At 71.8% G+C, this 20,438-nt stretch carries 17 protein-coding genes; 11 read left to right on the forward strand and 6 right to left on the reverse strand.

Translation table 11 applies throughout. From position 1 onward, the window contains the following. Positions 1-3,360 (reverse strand): SNF2-related protein, encoded by a 3,360-nt coding sequence (locus tag ACFQS2_RS06710; RefSeq protein ID WP_377793108.1) that lies wholly within the window; start codon positions 3,358-3,360, stop codon positions 1-3. 190 nt (positions 3,361-3,550) lie between these two features. Between ACFQS2_RS06710 and glmM the strand changes: the two genes are divergently transcribed. Then, the gene (gene glmM, locus ACFQS2_RS06715) at positions 3,551-4,897 is read left to right on the forward strand and encodes a phosphoglucosamine mutase (protein WP_377793109.1); all 1,347 of its coding nucleotides are present in this window, start codon (positions 3,551-3,553) and stop codon (positions 4,895-4,897) included. A gap of 310 nt (positions 4,898-5,207) precedes the next feature. On the opposite strand, the gene coaA is transcribed toward glmM, so the two are convergent. Beyond that, positions 5,208-6,164, reverse strand: coding sequence for a type I pantothenate kinase (gene coaA / locus ACFQS2_RS06720; protein WP_377793110.1), 957 nt, complete (start codon positions 6,162-6,164; stop codon positions 5,208-5,210). A gap of 210 nt (positions 6,165-6,374) precedes the next feature. Here coaA and glmS point away from each other — a divergent pair, with 210 nt between their 5' ends. The 7 genes from glmS (at position 6,375) to ACFQS2_RS06755 (ending at position 13,430) form a co-directional block, all read left to right on the forward strand. Continuing rightward, entirely contained in the window at positions 6,375-8,243 is a 1,869-nt protein-coding gene (gene glmS / locus ACFQS2_RS06725; protein ID WP_377793111.1) for a glutamine--fructose-6-phosphate transaminase (isomerizing), read from the forward strand. A gap of 85 nt (positions 8,244-8,328) precedes the next feature. Next, the gene (locus tag ACFQS2_RS06730; protein ID WP_377019928.1) at positions 8,329-8,805 is read left to right on the forward strand and encodes a holo-ACP synthase; all 477 of its coding nucleotides are present in this window, start codon (positions 8,329-8,331) and stop codon (positions 8,803-8,805) included. Further along, entirely contained in the window at positions 8,802-10,385 is a 1,584-nt protein-coding gene (locus ACFQS2_RS06735) for an NAD(P)H-hydrate dehydratase (RefSeq protein WP_377793112.1), read from the forward strand. The genes ACFQS2_RS06730 and ACFQS2_RS06735 overlap by 4 nt, the downstream gene beginning before the upstream one ends. Positions 10,386-10,398: 13 nt before the next feature. Beyond that, complete coding sequence (alr, locus tag ACFQS2_RS06740) at positions 10,399-11,571, forward strand: alanine racemase (RefSeq protein ID WP_377019925.1); 1,173 nt, start codon at positions 10,399-10,401, stop codon at positions 11,569-11,571. Beyond that, entirely contained in the window at positions 11,568-12,116 is a 549-nt protein-coding gene (tsaE, locus tag ACFQS2_RS06745; protein WP_377019924.1) for a tRNA (adenosine(37)-N6)-threonylcarbamoyltransferase complex ATPase subunit type 1 TsaE, read from the forward strand. Before alr ends, tsaE begins: the two co-directional genes overlap by 4 nt. Beyond that, complete coding sequence (gene tsaB / locus ACFQS2_RS06750; RefSeq protein ID WP_377793114.1) at positions 12,116-12,871, forward strand: tRNA (adenosine(37)-N6)-threonylcarbamoyltransferase complex dimerization subunit type 1 TsaB; 756 nt, start codon at positions 12,116-12,118, stop codon at positions 12,869-12,871. The genes tsaE and tsaB overlap by 1 nt, the downstream gene beginning before the upstream one ends. Before the next feature lies 1 nt (position 12,872). Beyond that, positions 12,873-13,430: a GNAT family N-acetyltransferase gene (locus ACFQS2_RS06755; protein WP_377793116.1), complete on the forward strand. Its 558-nt coding sequence runs from the start codon at positions 12,873-12,875 to the stop codon at positions 13,428-13,430. Between the two features lie 19 nt (positions 13,431-13,449). Here the strand turns inward: ACFQS2_RS06755 and ACFQS2_RS06760 are convergent, their stop codons facing one another. After that, positions 13,450-15,162, reverse strand: coding sequence for a hypothetical protein (locus ACFQS2_RS06760; protein ID WP_377793117.1), 1,713 nt, complete (start codon positions 15,160-15,162; stop codon positions 13,450-13,452). Then, positions 15,147-15,980, reverse strand: coding sequence for an ABC transporter ATP-binding protein (locus tag ACFQS2_RS06765; RefSeq protein WP_377019918.1), 834 nt, complete (start codon positions 15,978-15,980; stop codon positions 15,147-15,149). Before ACFQS2_RS06765 ends, ACFQS2_RS06760 begins: the two co-directional genes overlap by 16 nt. 148 nt (positions 15,981-16,128) lie before the next feature. Here ACFQS2_RS06765 and ACFQS2_RS06770 point away from each other — a divergent pair, with 148 nt between their 5' ends. Further along, positions 16,129-17,436 (forward strand): AI-2E family transporter, encoded by a 1,308-nt coding sequence (locus ACFQS2_RS06770; protein WP_377793118.1) that lies wholly within the window; start codon positions 16,129-16,131, stop codon positions 17,434-17,436. Between the two features lie 253 nt (positions 17,437-17,689). On the opposite strand, the gene greA is transcribed toward ACFQS2_RS06770, so the two are convergent. Both greA and ACFQS2_RS06780 read right to left on the reverse strand, forming a co-directional pair. Next, the gene (greA, locus tag ACFQS2_RS06775) at positions 17,690-18,178 is read right to left on the reverse strand and encodes a transcription elongation factor GreA (protein ID WP_377019916.1); all 489 of its coding nucleotides are present in this window, start codon (positions 18,176-18,178) and stop codon (positions 17,690-17,692) included. Between the two features lie 222 nt (positions 18,179-18,400). Then, the gene (locus tag ACFQS2_RS06780; RefSeq protein ID WP_377019915.1) at positions 18,401-18,793 is read right to left on the reverse strand and encodes a DUF4307 domain-containing protein; all 393 of its coding nucleotides are present in this window, start codon (positions 18,791-18,793) and stop codon (positions 18,401-18,403) included. A 281-nt stretch (positions 18,794-19,074) separates the two neighbouring features. Here ACFQS2_RS06780 and mca point away from each other — a divergent pair, with 281 nt between their 5' ends. Beyond that, positions 19,075-19,983, forward strand: a complete 909-nt coding sequence (mca, locus tag ACFQS2_RS06785; RefSeq protein WP_377019914.1) for a mycothiol conjugate amidase Mca — start codon at positions 19,075-19,077, stop codon at positions 19,981-19,983. Continuing rightward, the gene (locus ACFQS2_RS06790; protein WP_377019912.1) at positions 19,980-20,408 is read left to right on the forward strand and encodes a hypothetical protein; all 429 of its coding nucleotides are present in this window, start codon (positions 19,980-19,982) and stop codon (positions 20,406-20,408) included. The genes mca and ACFQS2_RS06790 overlap by 4 nt, the downstream gene beginning before the upstream one ends. Positions 20,409-20,438 lie beyond the last annotated feature (30 nt).

A 20,438-nucleotide genomic window follows, 5' to 3' on the forward strand; every position in this document is an offset into this window, starting at 1 on the left:
CTACGAGAGCAGCTCGCGGATGTCATCGGCCGTGATGCCCTCGCGGAACGCCGACCCGGAGTCGGTCAGGGCGTCGAACAGGTCCGCCTTCTTCTGCTGCAGCGCGAGCACCTTCTCCTCGATGGTGTCCTCGGCGACCATCCGATAGACCATCAGGTGGCGCTCCTGGCCGATGCGGTGGGCGCGGTCGACGGCCTGGTTCTCCGCGGCGGGGTTCCACCACGGATCCAGCAGGAAGACGTAGTCCGCCTCGGTCAGGGTGAGTCCGAAGCCGCCGGCCTTGAGGGAGATCAGGAACACCGGAGCGTTCCCCTCGCGGAAGCCGCGGACCGCCGCCTCACGATTGCGGGTGGAGCCGTCGAGGTAGGCGTAGTCCACGCCGCGCTGGTCCAGCTGCTCGGCGACCCGGTGCAGGTAGGAGGTGAACTGGCTGAACAGCAGCACCTTGTGCCCCTCGCCGAGGACCTCCTCGAGCTGGTCGAACAGCGCGGCGAGCTTCGAGCTGTGCACGTCCCGATGCTCCTGCGCATCGACGATGCCCGGATCCAGCGCCATCATCCGCAGCAGCGTGAGCGAGCGGAACACGATGAAGCGGTTGCGGTCCAGATCGTCCTCGATCAGCCCCAGCACCTTCTTGCGCTCGCGCTGGAGCAGGGAGTCGTACAGCGCCCGGTGATCCTCGGCGAGCTCGACCTTCCACACCTGCTCCTGCTTGGGCGGGAGCTCCTTGGCGACCAGATCCTTGGTGCGGCGCAGCATGAACGGTCGCAGCCGGGCACGCAGCACCTCCATCCGCTCCGGATGCTCACCGCTCTCGATCGGCGTCGTATAGCGCTGACGGAACGCGGTGGCGGCGCCGAACAGTCCCGGCGCGGCCAGCGACATGATCGACCACAGGTCATCGAGCGAGTTCTCCATCGGCGTACCCGTGATGGCCAGGCGGAACGGGGCGTGCACGCCGCGCGCCGCCTGGTGCGTGCGGGCACGGCGGTTCTTCACGAACTGCGCCTCGTCCAGCACCATGCCCGCGAACTCCTGCTCGGCGAACTCCTCGGCATCGATCCGCAGCACCGTGTAGCTGGTGACCAGCACGTCGGCGCCGGCGGCCACCTCGGCGAGGTCGGTGCCGCGAGCCCGACGGGTGCGGTCGACGACCCGCAGATCCAGGCCCGGGGTGAACCGCTCCGCCTCGGAGCGCCACACGCCCACCACGGACGCCGGCGCGACCACCAGGAACGGTGGCAGCGCGGAGGAGGCGGCGTCCGAGCCGGTCCCGGCACGCTCGTGCGCATGGGCGATCAGCGCGAGGGTCTGGACGGTCTTGCCCAGGCCCATATCGTCGGCCAGCACTCCGCCCAGGGAATGCTCGTACAGGAAGGCGAGCCAGGCGAAGCCGTCGCGCTGGTACGGGCGCAGATCGGCGGTCAGCCCGCGCGGCGGCTGCGGCGGCGTGAGATCGACGCCCGCCTGCAGGGCACCGACGCTGCGCTGCCAGGCGTCGGAGGACACGGCCTCGTCGGCGATCTCCTCGAGCTCGTTCCAGATGTCGACCTGGTACTTCGAGATCGACTGCTGGTCGGGATCCCACTCGGCCAGCGCCTCGCCCTCGGCGATCAGCTCGCGCAGCGCATCGAAGGCTGGGTTCTCCAGGGAGAAGTACGTGCGATCGGGCATCAGCAGCCGCGACTTCCCCTGGGCCAGGGCCGTGAACAGGGAGGCGAAGGCGATCTGCTTGCCCTCGATGGTGATCTCGAAGCCGAGGTCGAACCAGTCGTTCTTCCCGCGGGACTCGTGCTGGGTGACGCGCACGTGCGGGGCCTCGTCCAGTTCCCGGTAGGCGTGCCGGGTGCCGGTGACCTTCGCGCTGACGTGCTCGAGCTCGTCGAGGGCATCGAGCACGTGGGTGGAGAACTCGGCGGTGTCGACGCCGCTGAGCCGCTCCGGCGTCCGGGAGCCGGCCGTCGGCCACAGCTGCTGAGCGCGGGCGAGGACCGCCTCCTCGTGCTCGTGATCGCGGCGCGGGCCGATCGCCGGGTCCATGGGGACGGTGCGTTCGGGATCGTGGTACCGCCAGGACCAGGTCAGGGTGAGCCGGTCGCCGTCGGCGTAGGCGGCGGTGACCTGCAGCGTCGCCGGCTCGATCGCGGGCATCTCCACGCTGCCGTCGGTACTGGTGACGGTGGTGATCTCCCGCAGCCGGGGGTAGGCCGAGCCCAGGAACTCCTCGCGCTCGGCGGCGGGGATGCGCAGCGGCTCGGGGCGTTGGAACAGTCGTTGCAGGGCGATCGGGACCGGGCTGTCCACAGGGGCGATGCGGGCGTGGAAGCGTTCGCCGCGCCGGCCGGCGTCGTCGCCGTCCCCGTCGGCCGGGATCGTGGAGGCCAGATCGATCACTCCACCGGTGCCCAGCAGCTGCGCAGACGGGGCCGGGTCGCCGCCGATGAGGATCCGGGGGCGTACGGCGAGTTCGGACTCGGCTGCGGGCGCGGAGAGGTCCAGCTCCACCTCGGCCGTCGGCGCGATCTCGACGCTCTCGAGGATGCCGCTGGTCAGGAACTGCACGCCGACGTCGGCGGCGTAGGAGAGCGACTGCCACAGCAGCGGCGAACCGATCGAGCTCAGCCACAGGTGCTCGACCGCCCCCGAGGTGTAGGAGCGCTCGGCCGTGGCCGCGGAGAAGATGCGGGTCAGGGCCTCGGCGTGCGCGGGGACGTAGTCGTGGCCGGGCACGCGGTACTCGAAGGTGCGCCAGGAGACACCGCCCTTGATCCAGCGCCCCTGCTTGCCGCGCACCAACGGGCGGATGCCCAGGCGCAGCTCGGATCCGGCATGGACGTGCTCCGCCGTGGCGGGCTCGTGCGCATAGCGGGGCCGGCCCGACTCCAGCGGCGAAGCCTCCAGATCGAACCGCAGCGCGAGCGGCTGCGGGCCCTCGCTGCGCTGCTCCTCCTGCAGCAGCGGCCTCAGCACGCTGCGCCACTCGGAGACCTCCCGCTCGGACTTGGTCCGGTCAGCCATGGTGTTCAGCTCATACATCGCGGCCGCGGCATGCTTGCAGTCGGAGCCGACGGGGCACGTGCAGCTCGAGCGCACCGGCCGCCAGACGCCGCCCGGCTCCTCGGGCAGGAACCGGCGGGTGACCGCGGCCTGGTCGTACTCCTCCAGCTGCACGGTCACGCGGTACGGGGTGCTGGCCGCGCCGCGCACCTCTGCCCGGATGGAACGGGCCTCGTCGTCCCATCCCAGCTCCTGGACGCGGCCGCCGCGCGCATAGGCGAGGCCACGGCCCGCGGAGCGGTCCCCGACGAACTGGGAGATCGCAGCGGGCAGGATCCGTGGGGGGAGATCGACGACCGGCATCCTCTCAGGTTAACGAGAGCGCAGGCCCCTCGTCCCGTCGCCGGGGCATAGTTCACCTCCAATTCGTCACCCGGGGAGCCACCGATGCCGTGTGCACCGCGGCCGCCCACCGCCGGAGCGTTACAGTTTCCCCGGACCTCAGCCGTGGTTGCTCATCTTCGGCGCCCCCCGACCCTGAAAGGGCCAGCACATGGCACGACTGTTCGGAACCGACGGAGTGCGCGGACGCGCCAACGGGGACATCACCGCCGAACTGGCGGTCGAGCTCTCCGTGGGGGCGGCCCATGTCCTGGGCACCCTCGGCGCCTTCGGCGGCACCAAGCCGCGCGCCATCGTCGCCCGCGACACGCGGCCCTCGGGGGACTTCCTCTCCGCCGCCGTGTGCGCGGGACTCGCCTCGGCCGGCGTCGACGTCCTGGACGCCGAGGTGCTCCCCACGCCGGGCCTGGCCCACCTGGTCCAGTCCACCGAGGCGGACCTCGGCGTGATGATCTCCGCCTCCCACAACCCCGCGCCGGACAACGGCATCAAGTTCTTCGCCCGAGGCGGCACCAAGCTGCCGGACGAGGTGGAGGACGCCATCGAGGCCCGCCTCGGCGAGGAGTGGGAGCGGCCCCAGGGCACGGGCGTCGGCACGATCACCCGCTACCAGGGCGCGGTCGAGACCTACGTCGATCACCTGGTCTCGACCCTCGACCAGTCGCTGGAGGGCATCACCGTCGTCGCGGACTGCGCCAACGGCGCCGCCTGCCACTCCGGCCCGGCGATGCTGCGCCGCGCCGGTGCCACCGTCCACGTGATCGGCGACGGCAGCGACGGCGGCCTCATCAATGACGGCGTGGGCTCCACCCATCTCGGTCGGTTGCAGGAGGCCGTCCGGGAGAAGGGCGCCGACATCGGCGTGGCCTTCGACGGCGATGCCGACCGCTGCCTGGCGGTCGACGCCGACGGGGAGATCATCGACGGCGACCAGATCATGGGCATCCTCGCGCTCGACCTGAAGGAGAAGGGCCGCCTGCACGACGACACGCTCGTGGTCACGGTGATGAGCAACCTCGGTCTCAAGCTCGCCATGCGCGAGCACGGCATCATGCTGGGCCAGACCGCGGTGGGAGATCGGTACGTGCTCGAGGAGATGAACCTCGGCAGCTACTCCATCGGCGGCGAGCAGTCCGGCCACGTCATCCTCGCCGACCACGCCACCACCGGCGACGGCGAGCTGACCGCCCTGCACCTGATCCAGCGCATGGCCAGCACCGGCCGCACCGCCCGCGAACTGGCCGACGTCATGACGCGCCTCCCGCAGGCGCTGATCAACGTCAAGAACGTCGACAAGGCCCGCGCCACCATCGACCGCGGCGTGCTCGACGCCGTGGCCGCCGCGGAGAACGAGCTGGGTGAGACGGGCCGCGTGCTCCTGCGCCCCTCCGGCACCGAGCCCGTCGTGCGCGTCATGGTCGAGGCACCGACCGACGAGCAGGCCACCGACGTCGCCGAGCGCCTGGCCGCCCTGGTCCGCGACCGCGTCGGGCTCTGACGGGGAGCGGGCAGGCGGCGTCGGGCTGTGACCGGGCCTGGGGCGCTGCGACCGCGTCGGGCTCTGCCGGGGAATCGCGCCTCGGCGGGGCCTGGGGCGCTGCGACCGCGCCGTCGTGACCATCGGCGGTAGTTCATTCGAGGGTGCCCTGCGATATGCGGGGCACCCTCGAAACACGTCCCGTTCGGGGACAGTAGCTCCACGAGCCCGGACAGCTTCTCCGTGCCGCGCGGCCGCCGGGGACACGCGCAGCGGGCCGCCGGGGACGTGCGCAGCGGGGCCGGCAGTGGGCGGCGACGGACATCCGCGGTCACACCTTGCGCAGCAGCACCGAGTGCACGCGGTGCATCCCGTCCTTGCGCAGCACCAGGTCGGCGCGGCCGCGGGTGGGCAGCACGTTCTCGGTGAGGTTCGGCCCGTTGATGGTGCGCCAGATGCGCAGGGCGGTCTGCTCGGCCTCGTCGTCGGAGAGATTCGCGTAGCGGCGGAAGTAGGAGCGCGGATCGGAGAACGCCGTCCGGCGCAGCTGCAGGAACCGCTCCACGTACCAGCGCTGGACGTCCTCGGGCCGGGCGTCGACGTACACGGAGAAGTCGAAGAAGTCCGAGACGGCCATCCCCAGCCGCCCGTCGGGGCGCGGCCGCGCGGGCTGCAGCACGTTCAGCCCCTCGAGGATCAGCACATCGGGGTGCTCGACCACCGCCCGCTCGTCCTCGATGATGTCGTAGGTCAGGTGGGAGTAGACGGGGGCCTCGACCCGATCCTGGCCGGACTTCACGTCCGAGACGAACCGCAGCAGGCTGCGCCGGTCGTAGCTCTCGGGGAACCCCTTGCGATGCATGATCCCGCGGGCCTCGAGCTCGGCATTGGGCAGCAGGAACCCGTCGGTGGTGACCAGCTGCACCCGCGGCGTCTCCGGCCAGCGCGCCATCAGCTCGCGCAGCACGCGGGCCGTGGTGGACTTGCCCACCGCCACCGAGCCGGCGATCCCGATCACGTACGGCGTGCGGTGCTGGCGCTGGGCGAGGAAGTCCTCCCGGGCACGGCGCAGCGTCTCGGCCGCGGAGACCTGGAGGTTCAGCAGCCGGGAGATCGGCCGGTACACGGCATCGACCTCCTGCAGGTCGATCCGGTCGCCCAGACCGCGCAGACGGATGACGTCATCCTCGGACAGGGGCAGGGGTGTCTGCTGCGACAGACGCGCCCAGTCGTCCCGCGGGATCTCCTCGAACGGGGTGACGGTGCTCGTCGCTGAAGCGGCCTTCATAGGGATGATTGTTCCGCACTCCAGAAGCAATCCGTGCACCGCCGCCCCGGGTGAGACCTGTGAGGCCCCAGAGGGCAGGTGCGCGAACGTGATCACTCCTGCGCAGGTTCGGCCAGTGCCGTGCACGCGGGCCCCGCGAGGTGAGGAACGACTCGCCGGGAAACCGCGCTGTGGCAGCTGAGCGCCGTGCGGGTCGCTAGCGTGAGCGGCATGTGTGGAATCGTCGGATACGCAGGCCCTAAGGCCTCAGCACCCTCCTCCCGTCCCGTGGACGTCGCCCTCCAGGGCCTCGCCCGCCTCGAGTACCGCGGCTACGACTCCGCCGGCATCGCCGTGATCGATGACGGCGCCGTCGACGTCACCAAGCGCGCCGGCAAGCTCGCCAACCTCCGTGAGGCGCTCGGTGAGAGCACCGAGACCTCCGGGCGCGTCGCCATCGCCCATACCCGCTGGGCAACCCACGGTGCCCCCACCGACGGCAACGCTCACCCCCACGTCGGCGGCCGCGACGGCGAGCTCGCCCTGGTCCACAACGGCATCATCGAGAACTTCGCCGCGCTGCGCTCCGAGCTCGAGGGACAGGGATACACCTTCACCTCCGAGACCGACACGGAGGCCGCCGCGCACCTGGTGGCCCGCGAGATGGAGACCACCGGTGACCTCACCGAGGCGATGCGCCGCACGGCCGCCTCGCTCGAGGGCGCCTTCACCCTGCTGGCAGTCCACCGCGACGCCCCGGACACCGTCGTCGCCGCCCGCCGCAACTCCCCGCTGGTCGTCGGCCTCGGCGACGGGGAGAACTTCCTCGGCTCCGACGTCGCCGCCTTCGTCGACTCCACCAAGGAGGCCCTCGAAGTCGGCCAGGACCAGGTCGTCACCGTCACCGCCGACGCCGTCTCCATCATCGACTTCGACGGCCACGAGGTCACCGACGCCAAGCGCTACACCATCGAATGGGACGCCGCCGCCGCGCAGAAGGGCGGCTACCCCTCCTTCATGGCCAAGGAGATCCACGAGCAGGCCGCCGCCGTGGCCGACACCCTGCTGGGCCGCATGGAGAACGGCTCACTGCACCTGGACGAGATGGACATCGATCCCTCCGTGCTGCGCAGCGTCGACAAGATCGTCGTGATCGCGTGCGGCACCGCCGCCAACGCCGGCGAGGTCGCCAAGTACGCCATCGAGCACTGGTGCCGTATCCCCACCGAGGTCGAGCTGGCCCACGAGTTCCGCTACCGCGATCCCGTCGTCACCGAGAAGACCCTGGTGGTGGCGATCTCGCAGTCCGGCGAGACCATGGACACGCTGATGGCGGTGCGCCACGCCCGCGAGCAGGGCGCGAAGGTCGTCGCCATCTGCAACACCCGCGGCTCCACGATCCCGCGCGAATCCGACGCCGCCCTGTACCTCCACGTCGGGCCCGAGATCGCGGTGGCCTCGACCAAGGCGTACCTGGGCCAGATCGCCGCCTGCTACCTGCTGGGTCTGTTCCTCGCCCAGGTGCGCGGCAACTTCTACCCCGACGAGATCAGCGCCCTCATGGCCGATCTCGAGAAGCTCCCCGAGCACATCCAGACGGTGCTGGACGACGCCGGCCAGATCGAGCGGCTCGCCGAGGACATGAAGGACGCCAGGAGCGTGCTGTTCCTGGGTCGCCACGTCGGCTACCCCACCGCGATGGAGGGCGCCCTCAAGCTCAAGGAGCTGGCCTACATCCACGCCGAGGGCTTCGCCGCCGGCGAGCTCAAGCACGGCCCGATCGCCCTGGTCGAGGAGGGTCAGCCGGTGTTCGTCATCGTGCCCTCCCCGAACGGCCGCCACTCGCTGCACTCCAAGGTCGTCTCCAACATCCAGGAGGTCCGTGCCCGCGGCGCCCGCACCCTGGTGATCGCGGAGGAGGGCGACGACGACGTGGTGCCCTACGCCGACGAGGTGATCCGGGTGCCCGCCACCCGCACCCTGTTCGCCGCGCTGCTGACGGTCATCCCGCTGCAGATCTTCGCCTGCGAGCTGGCCACCGCGAAGGGCCTGGACGTCGACCAGCCGCGCAACCTCGCCAAGTCCGTCACCGTCGAGTGACCGGCCCGGCAGGGGAGGGGCGCCGCGAAGCACCTTCCCTGCCGGGCGAGCCCCTCCCTGCTGAGGGTGTGATACTGCCGGGGTGATGAGCTTCCCCTTCGACCAGCCGACGCCCGGCCCCGAGGACAGCTTCGGGGGCCGGGCGTTCGCTCCGCGTGAGGACGGCACCGTGGCCGGCGTCGGCATCGACGTCGTGGACATCTCCCGCCTCGCCGAGATGACCGCGCGCACCCCCGCTCTGCTGGAGCGGCTATTCACGCCCGGTGAGCGCGGACTGTCGGCCGCGTCCCGCGCCGCCCGAGTGGCTGCGAAGGAGGCCGTCGGCAAGGCTCTCGGCTCCCCGGGCGACTTCTCCTGGCAGGACGTCACCGTCGACCGCACCGCCGCCCGCCGCCCCTACCTGCGCCTGCGCGGTGCCACCTTGCGGGCCGCCGAGGCACAGGGCATCGTGCACCTGCACCTGTCGCTGTCCCACGACGGGGACATCGCGACCGCGATCGTCGTCGCCGAACGTGAGCGGCCCTCGGGAGACCGGGGGCCCGGGGAAGGAGGCACCGCATGATCCGTGGATACACCGCCCAGGAGGTCCGCGAGGCGGAACAGCCGCTGCTGTCCGCCGGCCAGCCGCTGATGCTGCGCGCCGCCCGCGCCCTCGCCGACCGGGTCCGGGAACGGCTCGAGGCCGGGGCCGACGAGGAGCCGGACAGCCCCGAGCCCCACCGCGAGACCCCCGTCGGCCCCCGCGTCCTCGTGCTCGCCGGTCGCGGGTCCAACGGCGGGGACGGACTGCACGCCGCCGCGATGCTGCGCCGCGACGGCATCGCAGCCGAAGCGATCGCCGCCTCCGACGGCGTCCACGCCGAGGGCGCCGCAGCGCTCCGGGACGCCGGCGGCACCATCCACTCCCTGGCAGAGAGCTCCGCCGACGACCTCCGCCAGGTCATCGCGGGCGCCGGTCTCGTCCTGGACGCGATCCTCGGCATCGGCGGGCGCCCCGAGATCCCCGCCGCTCTCGAACCCCTGCTGGAGGCCGTGCGCGCCGAGCAGGTCCCGGTGATCGCCGTGGACGTGCCCAGCTTCGTCGACGCCACCAGCGGCCAGGCGGCGCCCAGCGCCCTCGCAGCGAGCGAGACCGTCACCTTCGGCGCCGTCAAGGCCGGCCTGCTGCTCCCCGGCGCCGCGCACCTGACAGGGACCCTCCACCCCGTCGACCTCGGCCTCGGCGAGCATCTGCCCGCCCGGCCCGCCGCCGAACGCCTCGAGGACAGCGACCTGCGCGCGCTGTGGCCCCGCCCGGAGCGGGACGCCACCAAGTACTCCCGCGGCGTGGTCGCCGTCGTCGCCGGCAGCCCCCGGTTCCCCGGTGCCGCCGTGCTGACCTGCTCCGGCGCCGCCCGCGCCGGGGCGGGAATGGTGCGCTGCGTGGCGCCGCAGAGCGTCCTGGACCTCGTGCTCCAGACCCGGCCGGAGGTCGTCGGCCAGCCCACCGACACCGTGGACCTCGAGGAGATCGGCCGCACCGACGCCCTCGTCGTCGGCTCCGGGATCGGGGGCGAGGACCCCCGGGCCCGCGCCGGCCTCGACGTGCTCTCCCATGACATCGACCACGCCGGCGAGCACGGGAAGGACCGGGACGGCGACGGGGGAGCAGGCGGGCTGGAACGCGGCGTGATCGACGCGGGCGGCCTCGCCGCCATGACCGCCGAGCACCGCTTCGGGTCCGACGTGGTCCTCACCCCGCACCGCGGCGAGGCCGAACGGCTCGCCGATCGTCTCGGGATCGGCACCGACCTCCCCGGCCCCGAGCTCGCGGCCGCGCTCGCCGGCGCGACCGGCGCGACCGTGCTGCTCAAGGGCGCCGTGACCCTGATCGCCCCGGGGGACGGCGGCCCCTTGCGCGCCCAGGACGACGCCACCTCCCAGCTCGCCACCGCCGGCACCGGAGACGTCCTGGCCGGCGTGATCGGAACCCTGCTGGCCGCCGGTCTGCCCGGACCGGATGCCGCAGCCCTCGGCGCGATGCTCCATGGTCGCGCGGGGCGCCTCGCGTCCCGGGACGGCCTCCAGCCCCTGGTCGCCCTCGACGTCGCCGACCACCTCCCCGCTGCACTCGGGGCTATCCTGGCGGGCGCCCTGCCGTGATCGAAGGAGTTCGATGACCATCCCGATGCCCGCCGAGGACCCTCGGCACGTGCCCAACCGTGTCGTGATCGACCCCGCGGCCATCACCGAGAACACCCGCGCCCTGACCGGCCAGCTCGAGGAGCACACAGCCCTGATGGCCGTGGTGAAGGCCGACGGCTACGGTCACGGCATGCTGACGGCGGCGCGCGCGGCGCTCGAGGGCGGGGCGACCTGGCTGGGCGTCGCCCATCCCGCCAGTGCACTGGCCCTCTCCCGCGCCGGCCTCGACGTGCACATCCTCACCTGGCTGTACGAACCGCACACCGCCGCCGAGGTGCTGCCCGACGTCCTCACCGCCGGCATCGACGTGTCCGTCGGGTCCCCGGAGATGCTCGAGCTGGTCGCCGCTGCCGCCCGCCAGGCCGAGCGCCGCGCCCGCGTGCACCTGAAGATCGACACCGGCATGGGGCGCAACGGCATCCTGCCCTGGCAGGTGCGCGAGATCGGCGCCGCCATGCAGCAGGACGACTTCGTCCAGGTCGTCGCCGCCTGGACCCACCTCACCAGCGCGGACGACCCCGCGGACCCCGCCACGGACCAGCAGGTCGACCTGTTCGACTCCGCGTGCGAGGCCCTGGCCGACGAGATCGGCCCGATCCCCCTGCAGCACATCGCCAACTCGGCGGCGCTGCTGTCCCGCCCGGACCTCCACCGCGACCTGGTCCGTCCCGGCATCGCCCTGTACGGCTACCCGCCGGTGCCCACCGACGTCCCGCTGCGGCCCGCGATGACCCTGACCAGCCGGCTGGCCATCGTCAAGGAGGTCCCCGAGGGGCACAGCCTGGGGTACGGGAGGATCCGCAGCACCAGCCGTCGCACCCGGCTGGGCCTGGTCCCGATCGGGTACGCCGACGGCCTGCACCGCGCCGGCAGCGACCGCTGCGACGTGCTCGTGCGCACCGGCTCCGGGGACCACATCGCCCCGCAGGTCGGCCGCATCAGCATGGACCAGATCATCATCGACCTGGGCCCCGACAGCGACGCCGTCGCCGGGGACGAGGTCTTCCTGTTCGGGGACGCCGGCGGTGAGGCCACCGCGCCGACCGCGAGCACCGCCGATGACTGGGCACTGGCCGCCGGCACCATCCCCTACGAGATCCTCACCTCCGTCTCCGGCCGCGTGATGCGGGAGACCCGCGCATGAGCCCCCTGACGATCCGCACCACCGACGCCGACGGCACACGCGCCGCCGCCGCCGCCCTCGCCGGGGCGCTGCGGGCCGGCGACCTGCTGATCCTGGACGGTCCGCTGGGCGCTGGCAAGACCACCTTCACCCAGGGACTGGGACAGGGCCTCGGGGTGCGCGGTCCCGTCGCCTCGCCGACGTTCGTCATCGAGCGCGTCCACCCCAGCCTCACCGGTGGGCCGGCGCTGGTGCATGTGGACGCCTACCGGCTCGGCGGGGGAGGCGACATCGACGACCTCGACCTGGAGGCCGACCTCGACCAGTCCGTCACGGTCGTCGAATGGGGCCGCGACCGCGTCGAGCACCTGGTCGACTCGACGCTCCTGATCGAGCTCGAGCGGCCCGACCACGTCGAGGACCCCGATGATCCCGACGAGCCGCGCACCCTGCGCCTGACCCCGCGAGGGCCGCGCTGGGACCGCGCCGCGACCGAGCAGCTCAGGGCCGTTCTGGGCCTGGAGGCTGCAGACCGCACCGCACCGACACCGGGGGAGGACCGCTGATGCTACTGGGAATCGATACGTCCGGGGCCGTCAGCGTCGCCGTGGCCCGCGCCTCCTTCGGTGCCGGCCGGGACGCGACCGGCGCGGGAGCGGAGGCATCGCCCTTCGACGGCACCCCCGCGCCCGAGGTCCTCGCTGTGCGCTCCGACCAGCGGGCCCGTCATCACGACGAGGTGCTCCTGGCCCTCATCGACGAGACGATGCGCGAAGCGGGCGCCACCCGAGCCGAGCTGACCGGGATCGTCGTCGGCCGCGGACCCGGCCCGTTCACGGGCCTGCGCGTCGGCCTGGTCGCCGCCCGCAGCATCGCCGACATTCTCGGCATCCCGCTGTACGGGCTCAGCTCCCTTGACGCCCTCGCCGAACAGGCGCTCGGCGAGTACGCCCCCGCGGCCTCCGCTCCGCTGACCGTCGCCGTCGCCCTGGACGCCCGCCGCCGCGAGGTCTACCACGCCCGCTACCGGCAGGACGCCGACGGAGCCCTGACCCGCACCGCGGATCCCGCGGTCGACGCCCCGGCCGCAGTTGCCGCGGACCTCTCCGCCTGCGACCTGCTCGTCGGCTCCGGGGCCGCGCTGTACCCGGAACTGCTGCCGGCCACCTCGGCGCTGGTCGACGCCGACGCCGGGTACCTGATCCGCGCCGCCTCCCGCCTGATCGGACAGGGGGAGGACCTCGCCGGCACCGATCCCATGTACCTGCGCGAGCCCGACGCCGCCAAGCCCACCGCGCGCAAGAGCGCCCTCGGGCTGTGAGATGACGGCCGACCTGCCGCGGGAGGACCCGTCGGACCAGCCGGAGCCGACGGGCCGGCCGGACCAGCGCGACCAGCTGGACCAGCCGGAGCAGGGGGATACGTTCCACTGGGCACTGCGTCCCGCCGGCCTTCACGACGTCGAGGAGATCGCCTTCGCCGAGCTCGAGCTCTTCCCCGACGAGGCCTGGACCGTGTTCCAGCTCGCCGCGGAGATCGAGCACCGCGACCGCCGTTACGTCATCGCCGCGCGGGGCCCCGACGCGACCGGTGACCTGCTCGGCTACGCCGGGATCATGCTCGCCGGGGACGTCGCCGACCTGCACACCATCGGCACCCGGATCGAGGGCGTCGGCATCGGCCGCGCCCTGCTGGCCTGGTGCGAGGACCAGGCGCGACGGGCGGGGGCGACGCGGATGCTGCTCGAGGTCCGCGAGGGCAACTCACGCGCCCGGACGTTCTACACCACGGCCGGATACCGGACCATCGACCGCCGCCGGGGGTACTACCGCATCCGCGGCCGGCAGATCGATGCGCTGGTGATGGAACGGGATCTCTGACCCGCCCTCACGCGAGGCCCTACAGGAAGTCGCGCACCTTCTGGAACACGTCGGGGTAGCGGCTCTCCAGCCGGACGGTGCCGATCCGCAGTCCCACCAGGAACGCGACCACGCCCAGCAGGAGCGACAGCACACCCGCGACGAGCTGGATCGCGGGGCTCCCCACGATGAGTCCCCAGACAGCGACCCCGACCGCCGGGATCTGGGGGACCGCCACCGCGATCATCGAGATCGTCATCGACAGCATCGCATTGGTGCTCGAGGCGGACTTGTCCTTCATCGGGTTCGTGCCGGGAGGAGAGGCCGGGTAGGGCATGATCACCCCGACCGCGAGGGATACGCCCCAGCCGGTGATCGCGGTGCCCAGGGAGCCCAGCACCGTCAGCGGGACCAGGTGCCCCATCCCGAACAGCAGCGGCACGGCGACGGTGACCACGACGATCACGGGCACCATCAGCACCGCCATGGCGGCCACGCGGCCCAGCTGGTTCGCGCGGGCCGGGAGCCCGGCGGTGATGTTGACCCAGCCGGAGGGCCCGTCGAACCCGATCTCGTTGGACAGGGTGATACCCGTCAGCCCGCACATCATGATCAGGATGGCCAGCATCATCGGCCGTGAGTCGGGGACGGCGAGCCCCATCGCGGCGAAGAACAGGAGCATCAGCGGGTACATCCCGATCGCGGCGAGATACCGGGTGTCGCGCCGCCAATAGCGCAGCGACTTGCCCATCACCGCGCCGAACGCGCCGGGCCGGACGAAGCGGGGCACCAGGGGAGAGACCTTGGTGGCACCGGAGGAGGCATCACCGCTGAGGGCGGAGGTGAGGGACGCATCGATCGAACGTCGCCACCACAGCCATGTCGCCGCGATCGCGACGGCGCCGATCAGCGCCCGGGCCAATGCCGGCAGCACCTGGCCCTCGGCGAGATCCATCGGCACCGCGAACAGCGCCCCGAACGGGGTCCAGGCAGCGACCTCGACGACGGTGGGCAGCAGCTGCCTCAGCCTCTCCGCGTCGAGATCCTCGACCCTCTGCAGCAGCAGGGAGCCGCCGTAGATGGCGGCGAACATGATGACCATGCCGATGATCCCGCCGACCTCGCGGCCGCTGCGCGAGGAGGCCCTGCTCGCAGAGTGCGCGAACCAGGCGCGCGGCAGCAGCAGGCACAGGGCGACCGCGGCGAGGTTCGCCGGGATCAGAGCGACCATGGCCGCGGCGATCCACAGCGCCCCCTGACCGAACAGGATGAGCCACAGGATCTCGAACGCCGTCGCGATCAGGACGGCCAGGAGCGTGAACGCGCTGGGCAGGCTGAGCGCGGCGGCGGCGAAGAGCCCGGGCTGGAGCTGCTTGGCGCTGCGGGGGAGCAGGGCGAAGGCGCGCGGATCCAGCGTGTCGTCCAGCCCGAAGGCGAGCACGGGGATCGCCAGCCACATCAGGACCGTGAGCGCGCCCAGACCCCGGATGATCATGGGGAAGGTGGAGCCCTCTCCCGCCCACAGCGTCGCACTGAGGAACAGTGCCACCAGGGCGGCCATGCCGCCGAGCGCGTACAGGACGCCGAAGCAGGTGCCGATGATCTTGCCGACGTTCTTGCGGTAGGACCGCTTCCACAGGGTCCACTTCAGTCCCAGCAGCAGGCGCAGCAGGGAGCGCTGGGAGACGGAGCCGTGGTGGATCCCGGCCGCGGAGGCGGTCGCAGCGTGCTCGCTGCTCAGGACTCCAACCACGACAGGCTCCCCTCCTCGACGTCGGCCCCGCCGACGAGATCGATGAACGTCTGGACGAGGCTGCCGCCGCGGCGGACCTCGTCCAGCGTGCCGTCGGCCATCAGCTCCCCGTGCGCGATGATCGCGACGTGGCTGCACAGCCCCTCGACCAGCTCCATCACGTGGCTGGAGAGGACCACGGTGCCTCCGCCCTCGACATAGGCGGTGAGGATCTTCCGGATCACCTGCGCGGAGACCGGGTCCACCGCCTCCAGCGGCTCATCCAGCACCAGCAGTCGCGGGGCGTGCAGGAGGGCACCGGCCAGCAGGATCTTCTTGGTCATGCCCGCGGAGTAGTCGACCACGAGCTTGCCGTCCTCGCCCGCGAGATCGAGGGCCGTCAGCAAGGACTGGGTGCGCTCCTCGACGACCTCGGGGTCCATGCCGCGGATCAGGCCGACGTAGGTGAGCAGCTCGCGTCCCGTGAGCCGGTCGAAGGTGCGCAGGCCGTCGGCGAGCACGCCGAGCCGGGCCTTGGCCTTCTCCGGCTCCGCCCACATGTCGGTGCCAAGCACATGGGCGGTGCCGCCGCTGGGCCGCAGCAGGCCGGTGGCCATCGACAGCGTGGTGGTCTTGCCGGCGCCGTTGGGACCGACCATCCCGTAGAACGAGCCGCGGGGCACGTCCAGGGAGATCCCGTGGACGACCTCGGTGCCGGAGAAGGACTTCCGCAGGCCACGGATAGACAGCGCCGACTGCGGCGGGACGGCGGCGCTCTCGGCCACGGGAGCGGCGGGGCCGGTGCTCGGTGACGGGGAGGAGGGCGGGACGGAGTGCATGTGATCACGGTATCGAGCGAACGGTCCGCGGTGCTCCGTCCCTCGGTCACCGGCACGTCGACCTTCGTCGGCCCTGATCAGGTACCGCGGGCTCGAGCCGCCCGCTAGAGTGACCCGGAGTCGAACCGGCTCTGACGGAAGGAGCCCCATGTCGAAGCTGCGCCCGACCCCTCGTGCCCCCGGTCTCGCACCGGAGGTCGAGGAGATCCCCATCGGTGTGCGCCGGCTGGCGTCCTGGTCCTGGCGGGTGATCGTGATCGTCGCGGCCTCAGCCCTGATCCTCTGGGCTCTGCTGAAGATCACCACCCTCGTGATCCCGGTGCTCATCGCCGTGCTGCTGGCCGTGATGCTGATGCCGATCGTGAGGGTCCTGACGCGCTACACGTTCCTGGGCCGGGCCGCGGCCAGCGGCATCGCACTGATCGGTATGCTGCTGCTGGTCGCCGGCATGTTCACCCTCGCCGGGCGTCAGCTGATCGCCCAGTTCTCGGACATCCAGGACAAGGCCGTCACCGGCTTCCAGTCCGTCATGGACTGGGCGACGACGACGTTCCAGATCGACGCCCCCATGATCGACAGCGCCATCAACGAGGGCCTCACGCAGCTGCAGGAGAACGCGGATGCCCTGCTGAACTCGGCGCTGAGCACCGCTGCGGTGATCGGCAACCTCGCCACCGGCATCGTGATCTGCCTGTTCACGTTGTTCTTCCTGCTCTCCAGCGGGTCGACGATCTGGCGCTGGGTCGTGGGGCTGCTGCCGCCGGCCGCCCGTGAGGACACGCACGAGGCCTTCCGCCGCGGCTGGAAGGCCCTGTCGGCATACGTGCGCACCCAGATCCTGGTGGCGGCGGCCGACGCGGTCGGCATCGCGATCGGGATGGTCTTCCTGGGACTGGGCTCCTACGCGGTGCCGATCTGGCTGCTCGTGTTCCTGTTCTCCTTCATCCCGCTGGTCGGCGCGATCGCCTCCGGGATCATCGCGGTGCTGCTGGTGCTGGTGCTGCAGAACTGGATCTTCGCGCTGATCATGCTGGGCATCGTGGTGGCCGTCCAGCAGATCGAGGGCAACGTCCTCCAGCCCTTCCTCATGGGCAAGGCGGTCGAGCTGCATCCGCTCGCGGTGTTCCTGGGCGTGGCCGCCGGCGCCATGATCGCCGGGATCCCGGGCGCCCTGTTCGCGATCCCGCTGATCGCCTTCGTCAATGCGACCCTGCTGTACATCGTCGGCCGCGATCCCAGCCCGGAACTGGGCCATGACGACGCGGCCGCCGACCATTTCGCGGCCCTGACGGGCGGCAAGGGCGCCCAGCGGAGCACCCGCTCCCAGGACGATGCCCAGAAGCGGTCCCCGGCGAAGTCGTCCCGGGAGGGATCCACCGCGGAGGTCTCCTCCGGAGGAGCCCGCCCGGACAGCGCCACGGGATCGGCGGGGGAGGAGCCGGCGCCGTCGAGCTGACCGGGCCGTCCGCCGGCGGGCGGCGGATCGCCGTCGGACCTCTCGGAGCGCCGAGCCCCACCCGGAGCGCTGATCACCTCTCGGAGGCGGGCACAGCGCGGCAGACACAGCGCGGCAGACACAGCAAGGACCCCTCTCCGGCCATCGCCGGAGAGGGGTCCTTGCTCGTGCGAGACGGCTCGTCGGTCGGGGACCGGTCTGCGGGCCTCGCAGGGAGGTGTCGGTGGCGCGGCGCTCGGAGAGCGCCCGCGGGTCACGGACGGTAGGGCTTGGCCTCGAGGATGTCGACCGGGAACGACTTGCCGTTCGGTGCGGTGTAATCGACCGTGTCGCCCACCTTGGAGCTGTGGATCGCGCTGCCCAGCGGCGACTCGGTGGAGTAGACCTCGAGGTCGGAGTCCTCGGCGATCTCGCGGTTGCCCAGCAGGAACGTGCGGTTCTTGCCGGCCAGCGTGATCGTGACGACCATGCCCGGCTCGACCACACCGTCGTCCTTGGGGGACTCGCCCACCACGGCGTTCTTGAGCAGACGCTGGAGGTCGGCGATGCGAGCCTCCATCTTCCCCTGCTCCTCGCGGGCGGCGTGGTACCCACCGTTCTCCTTGAGGTCGCCCTCGTCGCGGGCGGCGGCGATGCGCTCGGCGATCTCCGTGCGACCCGGCCCCTCTAGCTCAGCGAGCTCCTTGGCGAGGCGGTCGTACGCGTCCTGGGTGAGCCAGGCGCCATTCGGCTGGCTGCTCATGGGTTCACTCCTGTCGTCTTCGGTGTGCGCATGCGGGACCGCGGAAAAGGGCCCCCGTACGCGAATCACGGGGCACATGACCTCATGCGCCCCGTGTGCGGATGATGATGACCGGCGCGTCGCCGGTATCGGAATACCTTACACCGCGAGATTCCGAGTTCCGGGACCCTGTGCGCTGTTTCGCGATCGGAGAACCCGGGTTCTCCCTCGACGGCTCACGGATCAGGCCGGTTCGCAGCCCACCACTTCCGCGGAGACCGCCTCGCCCTGGGTGGCGATCTCCACGTGGTGGGCGCTGCGCCTCTCGGACTGCGCCGCGATGGTGGTCTCGACGAAGCCGACCTGCGCGCGCCCCTTGTTCAGGGCCTGGATCTGGCAGACGGCCTCGGTTCCCGGACGCATCGTCACCACGTAGTCGACCCCGATGAGGTCGTCGTCGAGATGCTCATAGGCGAGCACCTCGGACTTGATCGGGTTGCTGGCGACCTGCATGCCGACGTAGACGACGACGGCCAGGAACACGGCTGCGGCCGCGGCCAGGAGCACTCGTGCCGTGCGCTTCGTGACGATCGGGCCGCCGTAGCGATCCGTCGGACGATGCGTGGAACCATTCATGCCCTCAGTCTTCCAGACCCCGGTGGGCCCGTTTCTCAGACGGCCCCGCAGGTTCTCCTCCCGGTCGCGCCCGCAGGCTCTCACGCTGCCCCTCGGGCGAGCCCCGGCCGACGGTCACGGCGCCGCCGGAGAGCTCCCGTCCCGTTCCCGTGTGACCGTGCCGGGCACTGGGATCCTTCAGTCGGGGTGGCGTACGATCGGGCGCTGGTGCCCCACGCGATCCGGTGCCCGCACCGGGCCCGTCCGGGGCCGTTCCCATCCCGCCGCTTCCGAGGAGTGCCGTGTCCGTCCAGCTTCCCGCCCCTGATGAGACCCTGCGGATGGTGGCCGTCCACGCGCACCCGGACGACGAGTCCTCCAAGGGCGCCGCGACGACCGCTCGCTACGTGCGAGAGGGGGTGCAGGTCACCGTCATCACCTGCACGGGCGGCGAACGCGGTGACGTGCTGAATCCCAAGCTGCGCGACGATGCCTCGCTGATGAGCGACCTGCCGGCGGTCCGCCGCCGCGAGATGGCTGAGGCGCAGCGGATCCTGGGCGTGGATCACGAGTGGCTGGGCTTCATCGATTCCGGACTGCCCGAGGGCGACCCGCTGCCGCCGCTGCCCGCCGGCAGCTTCGCCACGCTCTCCCCGGAGGAGGCGGCCAGGCCGCTGGTGGAGGCCGTGCGCCGACTGCGCCCGCATGTGATGACCACGTACGACGAGAACGGTGGCTACCCCCACCCCGACCACATCCAGGTCAATCGCGTGAGCCTGGCGGCCTTCGACCTCGCCGCGGATTCCGATTTCGCGCCCGAGCTCGGCGAGCCCTGGGAGGTCGCGAAGCTCTACTACATCAACGGCTTCCACCGGCAGCGGTTCTCGGCGATCAACCGTCATCTGCGCGCCGAGGGCACCCCCAACGAGGAGCTCGAGCAGATGCTGCAGCGGCTCGACGAGAGCACAGACCGGCTCCTGACGACCCGGATCGACGTGCGCGACTACCTGGGGGTGCGCGATGACGCACTTCGTGCCCACGCCACCCAGGTCGACCCCGACGGCCCGTTCTTCCGCATTCCGCACGAGGTCGAACTCGCCGTGTGGGGGACCGAGGACTACGAACTGCACATCTCCCGCATCGGCGTGAAACTGCCCGAGAACGACCTTTTCGCCGGGCTGCGTCCCGACTCCCTCGAGGCCCGGCCATGACGGGCACGGGGCTCATCCCCGCCCTCGGCGCCGGCGTCTCCGGGACGGTGGGGCGCCTTCTCGCCGATCCCGCCCCCTCGGACGGGGAGGATCTCAACGCCGTGACGGTCTCCCCGGGGCTGCCCGGGTTCCTCGTGGTGTTCCTGCTCGCCGTCGTGGTCGTGCTGCTGGTGCTGGACATGTCGCGGCGCACGCGCCGTGTCCAGGCCCGCGCACGGGTCCAGGAGCGGATGGAGGCCAAAGCGGCGGAACAGTCCGCGAAGGGCGAGCGCGCCCGCGAGGATTCAGACGCCGCCGGCCGGGAGGATCAGGGCGGTCCGGAGGGTCAGGGTGGCCCCGAAGGCAGGGGCGGTCCGCCGCAGTCCGGCCCGTCGGCCGACGGGGATCCCAGCCGCGGAAGCGACGACCAGCGCGACCAGCGCTGAGGCCCGGGCCCGTCGGCCGGCAGCGGCCCG

It is taken from the genome of Brachybacterium sp. GCM10030267 (assembly GCF_042666875.1).
Lineage (GTDB): Bacteria > Actinomycetota > Actinomycetes > Actinomycetales > Dermabacteraceae > Brachybacterium.

What these genes read in the sequence shown, in the direction of transcription:
- ACFQS2_RS06710 (WP_377793108.1), bottom strand. Translation starts at nt 3,360, where the DNA reads ATGCCGGTCGTCGATCTCCCCCCACGGATCCTGCCCGCTGCGATCTCC.
- glmM (WP_377793109.1), top strand. Translation starts at nt 3,551, where the DNA reads ATGGCACGACTGTTCGGAACCGACGGAGTGCGCGGACGCGCCAACGGG.
- coaA (WP_377793110.1), bottom strand. Translation starts at nt 6,164, where the DNA reads ATGAAGGCCGCTTCAGCGACGAGCACCGTCACCCCGTTCGAGGAGATC.
- glmS (WP_377793111.1), top strand. Translation starts at nt 6,375, where the DNA reads ATGTGTGGAATCGTCGGATACGCAGGCCCTAAGGCCTCAGCACCCTCC.
- ACFQS2_RS06730 (WP_377019928.1), top strand. Translation starts at nt 8,329, where the DNA reads ATGAGCTTCCCCTTCGACCAGCCGACGCCCGGCCCCGAGGACAGCTTC.
- ACFQS2_RS06735 (WP_377793112.1), top strand. Translation starts at nt 8,802, where the DNA reads ATGATCCGTGGATACACCGCCCAGGAGGTCCGCGAGGCGGAACAGCCG.
- alr (WP_377019925.1), top strand. Translation starts at nt 10,399, where the DNA reads ATGACCATCCCGATGCCCGCCGAGGACCCTCGGCACGTGCCCAACCGT.
- tsaE (WP_377019924.1), top strand. Translation starts at nt 11,568, where the DNA reads ATGAGCCCCCTGACGATCCGCACCACCGACGCCGACGGCACACGCGCC.
- tsaB (WP_377793114.1), top strand. Translation starts at nt 12,116, where the DNA reads ATGCTACTGGGAATCGATACGTCCGGGGCCGTCAGCGTCGCCGTGGCC.
- ACFQS2_RS06755 (WP_377793116.1), top strand. Translation starts at nt 12,873, where the DNA reads ATGACGGCCGACCTGCCGCGGGAGGACCCGTCGGACCAGCCGGAGCCG.
- ACFQS2_RS06765 (WP_377019918.1), bottom strand. Translation starts at nt 15,980, where the DNA reads ATGCACTCCGTCCCGCCCTCCTCCCCGTCACCGAGCACCGGCCCCGCC.
- ACFQS2_RS06770 (WP_377793118.1), top strand. Translation starts at nt 16,129, where the DNA reads ATGTCGAAGCTGCGCCCGACCCCTCGTGCCCCCGGTCTCGCACCGGAG.
- greA (WP_377019916.1), bottom strand. Translation starts at nt 18,178, where the DNA reads ATGAGCAGCCAGCCGAATGGCGCCTGGCTCACCCAGGACGCGTACGAC.
- ACFQS2_RS06780 (WP_377019915.1), bottom strand. Translation starts at nt 18,793, where the DNA reads ATGAATGGTTCCACGCATCGTCCGACGGATCGCTACGGCGGCCCGATC.
- ACFQS2_RS06790 (WP_377019912.1), top strand. Translation starts at nt 19,980, where the DNA reads ATGACGGGCACGGGGCTCATCCCCGCCCTCGGCGCCGGCGTCTCCGGG.